The following is a 13,563-nucleotide window of genomic DNA, read 5'->3' on the forward strand; positions in this document are numbered from 1 at the left end:
GTTTTATTATTCTACTGCTACTGGCATCAGCTTGGATTCTATATAGCTATAGGGAAATATTATTTTACTAATTCAGTAAATATCCAATGAAGCCGGTAAATCCGGCTTTTTTTATGCCCGCGACAAAATGGGGAAAGTATCACTTTCTTCCCTATTACAGGAGCAGGCATGACCAGTTCAACACTCTCTCCCGCATTTGCTCACGCACTCTCTTTTGTCCTCGCCCGTGAAGGAGGCTATATCAATGACCCCACAGATAAAGGCGGTGAGACCAATTTTGGTATCTCTGATAAACGCGACGGTGTAGCCGATGGCCTCACCGATATTAATGGTGACGGCAAGCCAGACACCCGAATTAAAGACCTCACCAAAGAGCAGGCTGGGCAGATTTATTATCGCGATTACTGGTATCCGGCATATTGCACCGACTGGCCAGATGGCATTTCTCTTTTTATGTTTGACGCCGCTGTCCAGCATGGCGCTAAAAAAGCGATCCAGTTATTGCAGGAAGCCGTTGGCGTTTCTGCTGATGGCATCGTTGGCCCTAAAACGACAAAAGCGGTCATCAGCGCTGATGCTGAATGGCTGCTCAATCGTTGCTTCCTCCGTCGTTCCCGTTATTACGCCAGCATCATCAAATCCAATTCTTCTCAGGGCAAATACCTCAATGGCTGGTTTAACCGCCTCGATGAACTGGCGAACGCCTGCCAGGAAGTTATCGGCGGTCAGGTCTCAGTGGCCCGGAGCTGAGTATGGGCAAAGGCTGGGATGCGTCGATGCGTCAGGGGCGATGTGATCGTATTCGGCAGGAAGTGCTTCACCGCGTTGAAAACGGTCCGCCCCCCGTTCCCGTTGATTATTCAGGTTGTGATGGCACCCATGCGAGCTATTACCGCAAAGGGTGGGACTCCGTAGATATCAGAGACATCGTCTGGCAATGCCAGCGCTATAAGGAAAAACATCGTGTTTAAATCGTTCGATACTGCCTGGGTAAAACAGGCTTTACTCCGCGTTTATCAGTCAGGCTGGACTATCACAGTCATGGTCGGATTATCGCTGATTTTCTGTAATTTTCATGGTCGCCAGGCCTTTATTGTTTGGTGGTGTGCGTTCTCAGGGATTGCACTTATTGGCTTCAGCATCTTTCTCGGTAATCTGCCATACAGACTTCTTAAACCTGATGCACGTATCAGCCGCCTTGCCAATTTCTGGGCATGGCTGGTCTGGTGTGTGGGGGCTCTTTTAATAGTCCTTTCCCCGATTTTTGCTGAGCCGTTGGTGCTTATTTTGCTGGTTCCTGTAGGCGCAGTGACTGCAGTGTTGTGCTGCCGTTGGGTCTCACGTAAGGGGCTGCTCGCATGGATCCAGTAACTCTCACTACTATCGCCTCTGTGCTGCTGAAAGCCGGGCCTTCCCTTGTACGAACTGTCGGTAGCTGGTTCGGCGGTGATGCAGCGAAGACGGCAGACTCCGTCGCCGGCATTGTCGAAACCGTTAATGGTGCCATCAACCCCCAGGACCAACAGCGTGTGCTGGAGCAGAAGCTGGCTCAGTTGCCACCCGAGCAGTTCGTCCAGCTCGAATCACTGAAGGTCCAGCTGGAGTCATATCAACTGGAACGCGATAAAGCACTGCTGGCCGACCAGCAAGCAGCTCATCACGAACAGCAGGAAACAATCCGCAACGGTGACAACGCCACCGACGAATATGTCCGTCAGACCCGTCCGCGCATGGCCAGACTGTCGCTCTATAGCTGTATTGCTTATGTGATGGCGATGTCACTCGGCCAGATGGTGGGAGCAGTAGCGGCTATTTACGGTCACGCATTATCGATGCCAGCTCCTGACTGGGACATTTCACTGATGCTGGCAACCCCAGCGCTGGGGTATCTCGGCTTCAGGACGCTGGATGGCTTTGCCCGTTACAGCAAGTCCAGCAAACACAAGGTGGTGATGTCTAAATGACAGATTCCTTTGATCGCGCCAGCGACCTCGAAACGGAAGAGCGTCAACGCGTGTTAAATAGCCATTTAAACCGGGTTAAAGAACAACCTGATGAAGCCGGATTTTGCAACGATTGTGGCAATGACATTCCGGATAAACGATTAGCGGCCAACCCTGACGCGGTTACCTGTTACACCTGCCAGGACATCAGAGAGCGAAGGGGGAAGCGTGGATTGGGAAGTCGTTAAAGGTAACTGGGCAATCATCTGGGCACTGTTTATGTCCGGCGTAAACCTGATTCAGCTGCTGCTGGCCAAAACGTATGTGAAGCGAGAAGAGCTTGAGACGGTACGTAATCGACTCCAGGGGCTGGAGAACACCATTGCGGTGCTACCAAGCCAGAAAGACTTGCACCAGTTGCAGTTGGAAATGAGCAATCTGCGCGGCGAACTACGCGAACTGGCCCCCTCCATTCGTCAGGTTTCGCGCATCAGTGACTTACTTCTGGAAAATGAACTGAAGGATAAATAGAGGGTATGACTATGCGTGATGTACTCGACCAGGACCAGCGCCTGGTCCTTCTGCGATCCCTGCTCGACTGTGGTGACAGCGCCAATGAATCCATTCTGCAGACCTGCCTGCAGACTTATGGCCATAAGGTCTCCCGCGATACCGTTCGTACTCAACTATCCTGGTTGCGTGAGCAAGGTCTGGTCACCCTGAGTGATGTCTCGGGTTGCTATGTTGCAGAAATTACGGGGCGTGGCGATGAAGTCGCCAGCGGTCTAATCACCGTTCCCGGTGTCAAGAAACCGCGTCCAAGGGGGTAATGATGGCGAATAAGTTGAAACCACTGACTAAGGGTGAACGTAACGTCATTAATCTGATGGCGGGCGTTCTGGTCTGTCTTGAGCTTGAGGTCCGGGCGGTGGCCCCGCAAGTCGAGAAATCAACGGGTAAGAAATATGACCACCATGCACCTGACTCCTACCTGAATACGTTTCTGAATAACAATCCGGAATACAAGCGAGCCTGGAAGCTTCTGCTGAAAGATAAGGCCAGTCATGAGCGTGGGTTCCTGGAGAAAATCAGGGGGGAGCATGGCAAGTGAACAACGCCCAACCCGTGGGCGTCCCTCAAAGATTGATCTCCTTCCGGATATGGTTCGCGAGCATCTGCACCAGCTGCTGCGCGATAAGCGCCACACCCAGGAAGAAATCCGTGAAGCCATTAACGAATTGATTGCCGGCCACAATTTACCTGAGGACATGAAACTCAGTCGTACCGGCCTCAATCGCTACGCGAGCCGCATGGAAGAGTTCGGGTCCAAGATTCGCGCTTCCCGGGAGATGGCTGAAATCTGGGCTGGCAAGCTGGGGTCAGCACCGACATCAGACGTTGGCAAACTGCTGATGGAATTTGTTAAAACGCTGGCGTTTGAAACCTCAATGTCTATGGCTGAAAGCAAGGACCCCGTAGAGCCCAAAGCCCTGGGACAACTGGCACTGGTTGCTCAACGACTTGAAGCAGCGGCGATGGCCAGCCACAAGCGGGAGAAAGAAATTCAGCAGGCTTTTGCTGAGAAAGTAGCCGCAGAGGCCGAAACGATCACCAAAAAAGCCGGGTTATCCGCCGAGACTGCCGCTGATATCCGTCGCCAGATTCTGGGGATTGCTACATGACCCATACTGAACAGGAGAAATTACGTAACCAGTCTGCGGCCGCGATTATTTCCGGCCGTTTTGACGCAGACCAGGTATTGCTGCCTTATCAACGCCGATGGATTGCGGATGATGCCCAGCTCAAGATTGCGGAGAAATCACGTCGTACCGGTCTTACCTGGGCAGAAGCGGCTGATGCCGCGCTCAACGGTTCTCTATCTCCAGGTGCTGGTGGCAGCGATACTTTTTACGTTGGCACCACCAAGGATATGGCGCGTGAGTTTATTGACGCCTGTGCTATGTGGGCAAAGGCCTACGGTCTTGCTGCATCGGATACTGGCGAAGAGGTGCTTAACGATGATGACAAAGATATCCTGGTCTATGTCATCAACTTTGCCAGTGGCTTCAAAATTAAGGCACTGTCCTCCAATCCGTCGAACCTGCGTGGTATGCAGGGCAACGTCATCATTGATGAAGCCGGTTTCCAGAAAGACCTTGCAGCGGTGCTCAAAGCGGCACTGGCGCTCACTATGTGGGGGGCAAAAGTCCGCCTTATCTCCACCCACAACGGTATTGAAAACCTGTTCAATACCCTGATACAGGACAGCCGCGCAGGTAAAAAGCGGTACTCTGTTCACCGTGTAGATATCGAAACGGCGATCAATGAGGGGCTGTACCGGCGTATTTGCCAGGTGAAAAAAGACACCTGGTCTGCTGATAAAGAATCGGAATGGCTGGAAAACCTTCTAAGTGATACGGCCACCGAGGAAGATGCCCGGGAAGAGTACTATTGTGAGCCGAAGAACGGTGGCGGTACGTACCTGCCGCGCTCAATACGCGAACGTGCTGCACGCGGTTCAGGTCCGGTTCTTCGCTTCACTGGCACGGCTGATTTCAATGCCACCCCGGAAGGTATTCGATCGCGGGAGATGCTGGACTGGCTTGAACGGGTCGTACTGCCTGAACTGAATAAGCTGCCTCAAAACCTTCGCCATTGTCTGGGGGAAGACTTCGCCCGTTCTGGTCACCTCACCGTCTTTGCCCCTATGACGGTCAACGATGACACCACGCGCACCGTTCCCTTTCTGGTTGAGTTTGCCAACGTTCCTTACAAGCAGCAGGAGCAGGCGCTGTTCTTTATCTGCGATCGTCTTCCCCGAAGAGATGGCATCAAGCTCGATGGCCGTGGGAACGGTAACTATCTGGCCGAGCAGGCTGCCGAGCGTTATGGCGATGAGGTTGAAGTGGTTATGCCTTCTGTTGGCCATTATCGGGAGAACATGCCCCGCTTTAAATCGGCCTTTGAAGATGACGAGCTGGTACTGCCCAAACATGAAGACGTGATCAGCGACCTCGGGCAGATCGTCATCCTGCGCGGTAGTCCCGGTATTGATGACCGGGAGAATACTGGCAGCGATGGCCACAAGCGGCATGGCGATAGCGCTTATGCCATTTTTCTGGCTTTTCTGGCCAGCAAAGAAGAATGCCGTCGGTATGAGCTACATCGTCTTAACAAACCACAGGATACCAGACACCGCCCGGACGGAGATGATGACCGTCGCCAGGTGCATCTGACCCGGGGTCTCAAAAATCAGCGAGGATTACTCTGATGCTTAAACAACTTGCCAGCGCGGTTCGTCGACTTCTGCACCCTGCGACAGGGGATGTTGTTAACGTAAAAGACGCTGACATTACCGAACCAGAAGCCCGCGGCCGCAGCATGAGCGTCCGTCGTCCTTCATCCGGAGTCAGCGTTGCCAGCACGTTATCCCCGGCCCGTCTCGCGGGAATACTGCGCAATGCCGCAGACGGTGATGCCCGCGATTACTTCATCCTGGCGGAAGAGATGGAGGAACGCGACCTCCATTACGCCAGCGTATTACGTACTCGTAAGCTTACGGTTGCCGGGATAGTGCCGACGGTGGTTGCCGCCAGTGACGATGATGTTGATGTGCAGCTCGCTGACGCGGTCCGTCATCTGATGGAGCAGCCTCAGGTGCCTGAGCTGCTCTTTGACCTGCTTGACGGGCTGGGGAAAGGAGTCGGGGTATGTGAAATCCTCTGGAATACCCGGGATGTCCTGTGGAAACCCCGCGATTATGAATGGGTTGATCCACGCTTTCTGAAAGCTGATCGTGACACCCTGCGTGAGTTCAGGCTCATTACAGAGAAGGAGCCTGTCGATGGTGAGCCGCTGAGCCCGGGCAAGTATATTGTCCATCAGCCTCGCCTGAAATCCGGTCTGCCACTTCGTAACGGTCTGGCTCGCCTGGTTGCCGTGATGTACATGCTGAAGTCATTCACCGTGCGGGACTGGTGGGCATTTGGCGAGAAATTTGGCCTGCCCATGATCGTCGGTAAATACGGGAATAATGCGAGCCCTGAGCAAATCCGCGTACTGGTGGATGCTATCAGCTCGCTCGCCTCAGATTCCGGCTGTGCTATCCCGGATAGCATGAAACTTGATATGGTCGAGACCGCCAGTCGAACCGGTGGTGGTGCGCTGTTTAAAGAGATGGCCGAGTGGTGTGATGCCCAGACCAGTAAGGCCGTTCTTGGTCAGACCATGACCACGGATGATGGCAGTTCCCGCGCCCAGGCAGATGTGCATGACAGGGTGCGCATGGATATTGCCGTCTGGGATGCCCGCCAGCTTTCGAACACGCTCAATGAATTTCTGGTCCGTCCCTTCATAGAATTTAACTATGGCCCTCAGGAAAACTACCCTCGTATTGAACTACGCCTCAGTGAATCTGAGGACCTGAAGGCCTACGTTGATGCACTGACGCCGCTCATTGACAGGGGGATGAGAGTGCAGGAATCAGAGATTCGTGACAAGTTTGGTCTGGCGGAGCCAGAGGCTGGTGCGTCTGTGCTTGCGCCGACCAATACTTTTAGCGCGTTTACCCCGATGCCAGCACTTAACCGGGAGAGGCTCGCGCTCAACCGTAGCCAGGACAATGAGATGGATGCACTGGTTGCTGAAGGGCTCAAAGACTGGGAGCGTTCAGGTGATGCTTTTACCAGCCCCGTGCTGCAGCTGGCGAACGAAGTCAGTAGTTTTGATGAGTTTCTCGCTCGCTTGCCGGCGCTGCAGCAGTCACTGAAGCCCGATGATTTCGTGCAACAGCTGGCACTCCTGAGCTTTAAAGCTCGTGCTTTGGGAGAGACAAACAATGGCTGAACCGTCCATTATCCCGAAGGAAGCACTGGACTGGCTCAGGTCCAAAAAGCTGAAGCCGGGGTTTGATTATCGCGATGTCTGGCGCGAGGAGCAGAGTGTCGGATTTACCGTGGCAAAGATGACCCAGCTCGATCTGCTGCAGGACGTGAAGGCGATTCTGGAAGAGGCGCTGGAGAGCGGCCAGACCTTTGCGCAGTTCCGTGAAACGCTCAAACCCCTGCTGGTGAAACGTGGCTGGTGGGGGCAGCAGAAGATGGATGACCCTTTGACGCAGGAAACCCGCCTAGTGCAGCTCGGCAGTGACCGACGTCTTCGTACCATCTACGACACCAACATGCGAACAGCACGCAGCGCTGGTCAGTGGGATCGTATTGAGCGCACCAGACGCGCTATGCCCTATTTGCTCTACACGCTGGGACCGTCGCGCGAACACCGCCAGGAACATCAGCAGTGGGCTGATCTCTGCCTGCCGGTGGATGACCCGTTCTGGCAGACTCACATTGGCCCCAACGGATGGGGCTGTAAATGTGGTGTACGTCAGGTCAGTAAGCATGAGTACCAGCAGTTACAGCAGAACGGCGTCACCCGTACCGTGCAGCTGCTTGATGACAACGGTAATCCGACGGGGCATGTTACGCGCGAGACAGTGCCGGTACGTACTACAGCTCCCCCTATCAAACGGGTGAAGTGGCTGAACAAGCGTACCGGTGAAGAGGAGATGGTGCCGGAAGGCATCGACCCGGGCTGGGACTACAATCCGGGCACCGGCCGACGCGTTGAGCTTGAGCGCCAGCTTAAGATGAAACAACAGGCCTTTGACGGGGAGTAGTAAGCGAGGCGGCAATCTGCCTGAAACGCTCATGGTGGCGTTATCGAGCTTTGTGATACGATGGCGCTCTGAAATTTTCTTAAACGCATACAGCGTTTTTTAAACGGGTTTTAAACGGGGTTCCCCGCGCCATTTACAGTGAAGCCGGTAAATCCGGCTTTTATTTTGCTTTCTACATACTGTCCGTACTCTTTTTTCAAACGGACAGCATCATGGGCACACTGCTCCCTAAAATCGAACTTCTGGCCCTCTGCTTCGAGTTACCGCAACTGGAAGGCAGCACCCCATTGCCAGAATGGCTGCCAATGATCCCCGCCGGTATCTTTACTGGTCGCGACGGCCGTTCATGGGTGAATGACCAGCCCGAAGCTGTTATTCGCGCCACTCTCTGCTACCCAAAACTTCCGTTTGATACGGAACATTCCACTGAGCTGAAAGGCCCTAAAGGTGAAGATGCTCCAGCGTATGCCTGGCTTGACGACTATCGCATCCGTGATGACGGCGTCATCGAAGCGCACGTTGAATGGACCCCTGATGGTGAAGCGCTGGTTCGTAGTAAAAAGTACCGCTATTACAGCCCTGCATTTGGCTATACCGCCGACGGCCAGGTTACGCGCATTTCCAGCGCAGGCTTGACCAACAAACCCAACCTTGATTTTCCCGCACTTAACTCGGAGAACCACGAGATGACCGTACCTGTCCAGATTGTGACGGTGCTGGGGCTCGCTGCCACCGCGTCTGCCGATGACGCAGTGAAGGCTATCCAGCAAATCAAAGACCGCGAAACGGTGGCGCTGAACCGCGCCGAAAACCCGGACCTGTCGAAGTTTATTCCCGTTGAAACACACCAGTTGGCGCTGAATCGCGCGGAATCAGCTGAAGGGAAACTGAAGGCGCTGGATGACAAAACGGCCGAAACGATGGTCGATGCCGCCATCGCTGCCGGCAAGGTCGCGCCGGCAAACCGCGAGATGTACCTCGCCACCTGTCGTAGCGAAGCGGGCCGTGAACAGTTCGCCAGCTTTGTGAAAGCGGCTCCGGTACTGGTCAACGCAGACCCATCGAAAGGCAAAGACGCCAAAGATAAAACGACCCTGAGCACTGAAGAACTCGCCATGTGTCGCTCAATGGGTCTCTCTTCGGAAGAGTTTCTTGCCGCCCGCAATAAAGAAGGAGCCCGTTAATGGCGATCACGATTGATGCAAATGTTCTTTATGCCCTGAAAACTGCGTTAAGCGCTGCTTTTACCCGTGGTGTGGGGCGCGTTAACCCACAATTCCGCTCAGTGGCCACCGTCGTCCCGAGTACAGGAGCGTCCAATACTTATGGCTGGCTTGATGAGTGGCCTGGCATTAAAGAGTGGCTGACTACCCGTCAGCTCGCGCAGTTGAAACAGATGGGTTACAGCATCACGAACAAGACCTGGGAAAGCTCCATCAAGGTCAAACGCGAAGATGTTGAAGATGATCAACTGGGGCAATACTCAATCGTTTCTGAGCAGTTCGGCCGCAACGTCACCATCTTCCCGGACCAGCTGGTCTTTAAGCTGCTTTGCGATGGCTTCACCACAACCTGTTTTGACGGTCAGTATTTCTTCGACTCCGATCACCCGGTTGGGTCAGGGACGCAAAGTAACGTAGTTGGCACGCCGGCAACCGATACTGGTGAGCCATGGTTCCTGGTGGATGCAAGCCAGGCGCTGCTGCCCATTATTTTCCAGGACCGCCGCCCGTTTGACTTTAAAGCACTGGACGACCTGAACAGTGAGCACGTGATTCTCAATAACGAATTCGTGTTCGGTACTGACGGCCGCTGCAATGTTGGTTACGGATTCTGGCAAACCGCTGTGGGTTCTAAAGACACCCTGAACGTCCATAACTACGAGCTGGCTTATCAGGCGATGCAGGGTATCAAAAACAGCGCCGGGGAACCGCTGGGCGTAACGCCAACACTTCTCGTTGTGGGTAAAGGTAACCGCTCTGCGGCCAAAGGGCTTATCGAGGCGGTTAACTCTGCAAATGGCGCATCCAACATCTACTACAAAGACGTGGATGTGCTGGTCTCCCCTTACGTGAAATAACACGTAATTACGTAACTCATTATGTCACTCGCGTTTAACCGGTCTTTTAAGGCCGGTTAAACCGGAATCAAAAGAGGATGGAATTGTGAGTGGAAAGAAAACAAAGGCAGCAGATCAGCAAGTCGTTAAAGACAGCTCTGGCACGTCATCATCGTCGGAGATGGCATCGATTGTTATTACTGACGGTCAGGGACATGAGCCGGCAATCGTCCTGCCAGGGCATTACCTTCCGGTGGGTTCACAACCCGTCAGCACAGTGACTTCATCCCCATCGGGCGAAATTACGTTGGTAGCCTCTGAAGTGAATATTCAGGGGGCGTTATCGGCCTATCTCCCTGCACACCCCCTTGTCCCCTCGACTGATGATGTGATGGCGCTGGAGATTCGTGCAGTAACCGAGAAAGGTTTCTGGCGTTGCGGGCGCTTCTGGCCGCGGGAACCGGTACATGTTTTTGCCAGTGACGATCCTGATGCGGATAACGCAGCCAATAACGAGTCCTGCAACATGGTCTCAGACTGTTTCATCAGCCATGAAGATGCGGCCCGACTGAAGGCTGAACCGATGCTGGTCGTGACCGTACTCGATACCGTGGCGGAGCAACAGTAATGGGCATTTACGTCACTCGTGATGACCTGCTGGCAGTTGACGGGTCACTGGTCTGGAACATGGCTATCGACAAAAATACCCAGCAGCTCGATGACGCGAAAATAGAGACGGCTATTGATGATGCTGATGCAGAAATCAATTCGTTTCTGGCAAAGCGATTTCAGCTGCCGCTGAATCTCACTGCCATTCCGCGTCCGCTTCACCGGGTGGCGGTGTCTATTGCCATCTACTGGTTGTCCGAACGGGACAACCAGATTACCGATCTCATCCAGAAGCGCTATGACGATGCTATCCGTACGCTGAAGGAAATTGCTAACGGTACTCGTGACCTCGGGTTACCAGCTGCAACACAGCCGCCGGAAACCGACAACGGAAAAATCATCATCGTCTCAGATAACAAGCGACTATTTACCCGCAACAGACTGCGTGGGGTGTTGTGATGACGATTTCTGTTGAGGTGATGGGGGCTGAGAAGCTGGCGCAAATCCGGCTTGCTATCGAGAAACTTTCTGACAATGCGCTTCAGGAAGAGCTACTGGAGAGCATCGGGGCTGTCGTTGAATCCCAGACCCGTCGCCGCATCAGTGATGAAAAGAGCAGCCCTGCTGGTGAGAAGTGGCAGGAATGGTCAGAGGCTTACCGCAAAACACGGCACGGAAACCAGAGCCTGCTGCAGGGCAATGGTGGTCTGATGGACAGTATTCAGCACATCGTCGAACGCGGCCGGGTTCGTGTCGGTTCACCGTTGGCCTATGCCGCCGTTCACCAGGACGGCTTCGCCGGCAGCGTTTCCATCAGTGCCCACAAACGCCTCATTACCCAGGCGTTTGGCCGTGCCCTGAAGCACGGTGTCTGGCAATCCGTCGGCGCCCACAAGCGCCAGATGGATATGCCACAGCGCGAGTATCTCGGGCTGTCTTCTGAAAACTCTGAAGAGCTGATGCATGTTATCGGCGACTTCTGGCAAGGAGTACTTCCATGAATCAACGTCCCTCGTTGCTGACTACCGGCAGCACTATTGCGGCCGCCGAAAATATTGTGGCCTGGCTTAAGCCCGTTCTGCAGGGCGATAGCCCGGACATGGTAAAGGTCATCGAACGCCATATTGGGCAGTTCAACACCCCGGCGGAAGTGAAAACCTATCTCTCCGATCGCGACGGCTGCATTCGTATTGCGGCTCTGCGTATCCGTAATATTCGTCAGCGTGCCGGCGGCACTATCGGTGATGTGACCTGGGCGGCTTATGTCATGGCTACCGACTCATGGGCGTATCCCCGAGATACTCGTTGTGAAGTACTGGTCGGCAAACTGGCCCGTCGGATTGCAGTCCGCGATGCTGCCTCAGGCATGAAGGCGGAGCGAGCTGCCAGCACCATCAGCGCTGACAATATCTATTCCGGTGGTCTGAATGACCTGGGGCTGACCATGTGGGCTGTGACATGGGAGCAGGAGTTTCGCCTTGACGAGGAGATCGACATCAGTACGTTGCCTGATTTCCTGCGACTGGGGGCAACGCTCGCAACTAGTGGTGGCGCAAGCGAAATTGAAGGTGTGATTAACGTGAGAGAGCAGAACCCATGATGATGATTAAACCTGCCCGTGAAGGGTTGCTGGTCCGTAAGGCGAACGGCGTTCGTCTGAAAGCCGCAGGTGAAAAACTGCCAGTGAGTGCGTGGTGGTATCGCCGCGAGGCCGAAGGTGATGTGACTATCACAAAAATCAATGATAAGCCGGTGACGGCCGAGACCCAGAAAAGCAAAGCCGGGGAGAAATAACAATGGCACTTGGCAATATTCCAGATGATGTCCGCGTCCCGTTCGTATACATCGATATCGACAATTCTCAGGCAATGGGCAGCGCCCCGGCGCAGTCCCGTAAAGTCATCGTCATTGGCCATCAGCTCGCTGGCGGAACGGCTGCTGCGCTCACCCAGCATCGCATCACCAGCAATGGCATGGCGGAGACGCTTTACGGTAAAGGCTCACAGCTCGCTGAAATGCTGAAGATGCACCGTAAGGCAAACAGCTATACCGAAACCTGGGCGATGGGGCTTGCTGATCTGTCTACCGGCGCGGCGGCAAAAGCCACCCTGGCCGTAGTCGGCACAGCAACGGCTGCCGGTACAGTTGCGCTGATGATTAACGGCGTATCAGTACAGGTAGGAGTTGATGCCGGCGATGACCGCGATACCGTTGCGACTGCCATTATTGATGCTGTAACCAACCTGCCTTCTACGCAGGTTACAGCGGCACTGAAAGCCCCCGCGACTGACAGCGTTGAACTGACCGCAAACTGGAAAGGTGTCGGTACGAATGCGATGGACGTGCGCCTGAATTACTACCCGGGCGAACAGCTACCTCCGGGCATTAATGTTACGACTACCGGTTTTGCTGGCGGAACGGGAACTCCGGACATCACCGCTGTAGTCGCAGCACTGGGCGATGACTGGTATACCGACATTGAATTTGCCTTTAATGATACCCAGAGTCTGAATACGATCCGCGATGAACTGGTTGTTCGCTGGGGCCCGCTGAAGATGATTGAAGCCCAGCTCTGGGCGGGATATCGCGGTACTCACGCTGAGAGTGGTACGTACGGTGATGTCCGTAATGACTGGCTGATTTCCTGCATGACCACCAATATTGCGCCACAACCACACTGGCTCTGGGCGGCATCCTACGGCGGCATTGCCTCCTACTATCTTGCTATTGACCCGGCCCGCCCGCTGCAGACGCTGGTTATGCCTGGTATTCTCGCGCCATCCAAAGAGGTTCGCTGGGATATGCAGGAACGCAACCTGCTGCTGCATGACGGTATGGCCACTCACTTTGTTGATGCTGGTGGTAACGTCTGTATTGAACGCGAAATCACCATGTATCGCGTAAACCAGTTCGGCGATCCGGATACCTCGTATCTCGATGTTCAGTCACCTGCAACGCTGGGACGCATCCGTTACATCATCAAGAACCGTTTCTCCAGTCGCTACCCTCGCCACAAGCTGGCTGGCGATGACGTACTGGATCAGCTCGACCCGGGTCAGCCAGTGATGACGCCCAAAGTTGCCCGTGCTGAACTGCTGGATATCGCCCTGACGGAGCTGGTGCCGGCCGGTCTTGTAGAAGACTTCGAAGACTACAAAGAAACTCTCGATGTCGATATCGACAGTAATGATGCAAACCGCCTGAACTTCATTGCACATCCTAACCTGGTCAATCAGCTTCGTGTGCTGGCCGGTCTTATCCAGTTCAAACAGTAAGGG

General features: G+C 54.2%; 20 protein-coding genes. All 20 read left to right on the top strand.

The window, feature by feature from the left end; genetic code table 11:
* The first annotated feature begins 168 nt into the window (after positions 1 to 168).
* The 20 genes from NNN71_RS08035 to NNN71_RS08130 all read left to right on the top strand — a co-directional run bounded on the left by NNN71_RS08035 (position 169) and on the right by NNN71_RS08130 (position 13,560).
* Positions 169 to 750, top strand: a complete 582-nt coding sequence (locus NNN71_RS08035) for a glycoside hydrolase family 108 protein (RefSeq protein ID WP_271458255.1) — start codon at positions 169 to 171, stop codon at positions 748 to 750.
* 2 nt (positions 751 to 752) lie between these two features.
* On the top strand, positions 753 to 971 hold the full coding sequence (locus NNN71_RS08040; protein WP_271458256.1) for a hypothetical protein: 219 nt from the start codon (positions 753 to 755) through the stop codon (positions 969 to 971).
* A complete protein-coding gene (locus tag NNN71_RS08045) occupies positions 964 to 1,371 on the top strand; it encodes a hypothetical protein (protein ID WP_271458257.1) in 408 nt (135 codons plus the stop codon). The genes NNN71_RS08040 and NNN71_RS08045 overlap by 8 nt, the downstream gene beginning before the upstream one ends.
* Entirely contained in the window at positions 1,359 to 1,964 is a 606-nt protein-coding gene (locus tag NNN71_RS08050) for a hypothetical protein (protein ID WP_271458258.1), read from the top strand. The genes NNN71_RS08045 and NNN71_RS08050 overlap by 13 nt, the downstream gene beginning before the upstream one ends.
* A complete protein-coding gene (locus NNN71_RS08055; protein ID WP_271458259.1) occupies positions 1,961 to 2,191 on the top strand; it encodes a TraR/DksA family transcriptional regulator in 231 nt (76 codons plus the stop codon). Before NNN71_RS08050 ends, NNN71_RS08055 begins: the two co-directional genes overlap by 4 nt.
* Positions 2,172 to 2,474 carry a DUF2730 domain-containing protein gene (locus NNN71_RS08060; protein WP_271458260.1) on the top strand — a complete coding sequence of 101 codons (303 nt, stop codon included), beginning with the start codon at positions 2,172 to 2,174 and terminating at the stop codon, positions 2,472 to 2,474. Before NNN71_RS08055 ends, NNN71_RS08060 begins: the two co-directional genes overlap by 20 nt.
* Positions 2,475 to 2,485: 11 nt before the next feature.
* The gene (locus tag NNN71_RS08065; protein ID WP_271458261.1) at positions 2,486 to 2,773 is read left to right on the top strand and encodes a VpaChn25_0724 family phage protein; all 288 of its coding nucleotides are present in this window, start codon (positions 2,486 to 2,488) and stop codon (positions 2,771 to 2,773) included.
* Between the two features lie 2 nt (positions 2,774 to 2,775).
* Positions 2,776 to 3,054, top strand: a complete 279-nt coding sequence (locus NNN71_RS08070) for a hypothetical protein (protein ID WP_271458262.1) — start codon at positions 2,776 to 2,778, stop codon at positions 3,052 to 3,054.
* Entirely contained in the window at positions 3,044 to 3,625 is a 582-nt protein-coding gene (locus NNN71_RS08075; protein ID WP_271458263.1) for a DUF3486 family protein, read from the top strand. Before NNN71_RS08070 ends, NNN71_RS08075 begins: the two co-directional genes overlap by 11 nt.
* Positions 3,622 to 5,214, top strand: coding sequence for a terminase large subunit domain-containing protein (locus NNN71_RS08080; protein WP_271458264.1), 1,593 nt, complete (start codon positions 3,622 to 3,624; stop codon positions 5,212 to 5,214). Before NNN71_RS08075 ends, NNN71_RS08080 begins: the two co-directional genes overlap by 4 nt.
* A complete protein-coding gene (locus tag NNN71_RS08085) occupies positions 5,214 to 6,788 on the top strand; it encodes a DUF935 domain-containing protein (RefSeq protein WP_271458265.1) in 1,575 nt (524 codons plus the stop codon). Before NNN71_RS08080 ends, NNN71_RS08085 begins: the two co-directional genes overlap by 1 nt.
* On the top strand, positions 6,781 to 7,617 hold the full coding sequence (locus NNN71_RS08090; RefSeq protein ID WP_271458266.1) for a phage head morphogenesis protein: 837 nt from the start codon (positions 6,781 to 6,783) through the stop codon (positions 7,615 to 7,617). The genes NNN71_RS08085 and NNN71_RS08090 overlap by 8 nt, the downstream gene beginning before the upstream one ends.
* Before the next feature lie 212 nt (positions 7,618 to 7,829).
* Positions 7,830 to 8,801, top strand: coding sequence for a phage protease (locus NNN71_RS08095; RefSeq protein ID WP_271458267.1), 972 nt, complete (start codon positions 7,830 to 7,832; stop codon positions 8,799 to 8,801).
* Positions 8,801 to 9,697, top strand: a complete 897-nt coding sequence (locus tag NNN71_RS08100) for a Mu-like prophage major head subunit gpT family protein (protein ID WP_271458268.1) — start codon at positions 8,801 to 8,803, stop codon at positions 9,695 to 9,697. Before NNN71_RS08095 ends, NNN71_RS08100 begins: the two co-directional genes overlap by 1 nt.
* Positions 9,698 to 9,857: 160 nt before the next feature.
* Positions 9,858 to 10,304 (top strand): hypothetical protein, encoded by a 447-nt coding sequence (locus NNN71_RS08105; RefSeq protein ID WP_271458269.1) that lies wholly within the window; start codon positions 9,858 to 9,860, stop codon positions 10,302 to 10,304.
* On the top strand, positions 10,304 to 10,744 hold the full coding sequence (locus tag NNN71_RS08110; protein WP_271458270.1) for a gp436 family protein: 441 nt from the start codon (positions 10,304 to 10,306) through the stop codon (positions 10,742 to 10,744). Before NNN71_RS08105 ends, NNN71_RS08110 begins: the two co-directional genes overlap by 1 nt.
* A complete protein-coding gene (locus NNN71_RS08115) occupies positions 10,744 to 11,286 on the top strand; it encodes a phage virion morphogenesis protein (RefSeq protein WP_271458271.1) in 543 nt (180 codons plus the stop codon). Before NNN71_RS08110 ends, NNN71_RS08115 begins: the two co-directional genes overlap by 1 nt.
* Positions 11,283 to 11,885, top strand: a complete 603-nt coding sequence (locus NNN71_RS08120; RefSeq protein ID WP_271458272.1) for a hypothetical protein — start codon at positions 11,283 to 11,285, stop codon at positions 11,883 to 11,885. Before NNN71_RS08115 ends, NNN71_RS08120 begins: the two co-directional genes overlap by 4 nt.
* The gene (locus NNN71_RS08125; protein ID WP_271458273.1) at positions 11,882 to 12,079 is read left to right on the top strand and encodes a DUF2635 domain-containing protein; all 198 of its coding nucleotides are present in this window, start codon (positions 11,882 to 11,884) and stop codon (positions 12,077 to 12,079) included. The genes NNN71_RS08120 and NNN71_RS08125 overlap by 4 nt, the downstream gene beginning before the upstream one ends.
* Before the next feature lie 2 nt (positions 12,080 to 12,081).
* Positions 12,082 to 13,560, top strand: coding sequence for a phage tail sheath subtilisin-like domain-containing protein (locus NNN71_RS08130; protein WP_271458274.1), 1,479 nt, complete (start codon positions 12,082 to 12,084; stop codon positions 13,558 to 13,560).
* Positions 13,561 to 13,563: the final 3 nt, after the last annotated feature.

It is taken from the genome of Kluyvera sp. Awk 3 (genome assembly GCF_028069715.1).
Taxonomy (GTDB): Bacteria; Pseudomonadota; Gammaproteobacteria; order Enterobacterales; family Enterobacteriaceae; genus Kluyvera; species Kluyvera georgiana_A.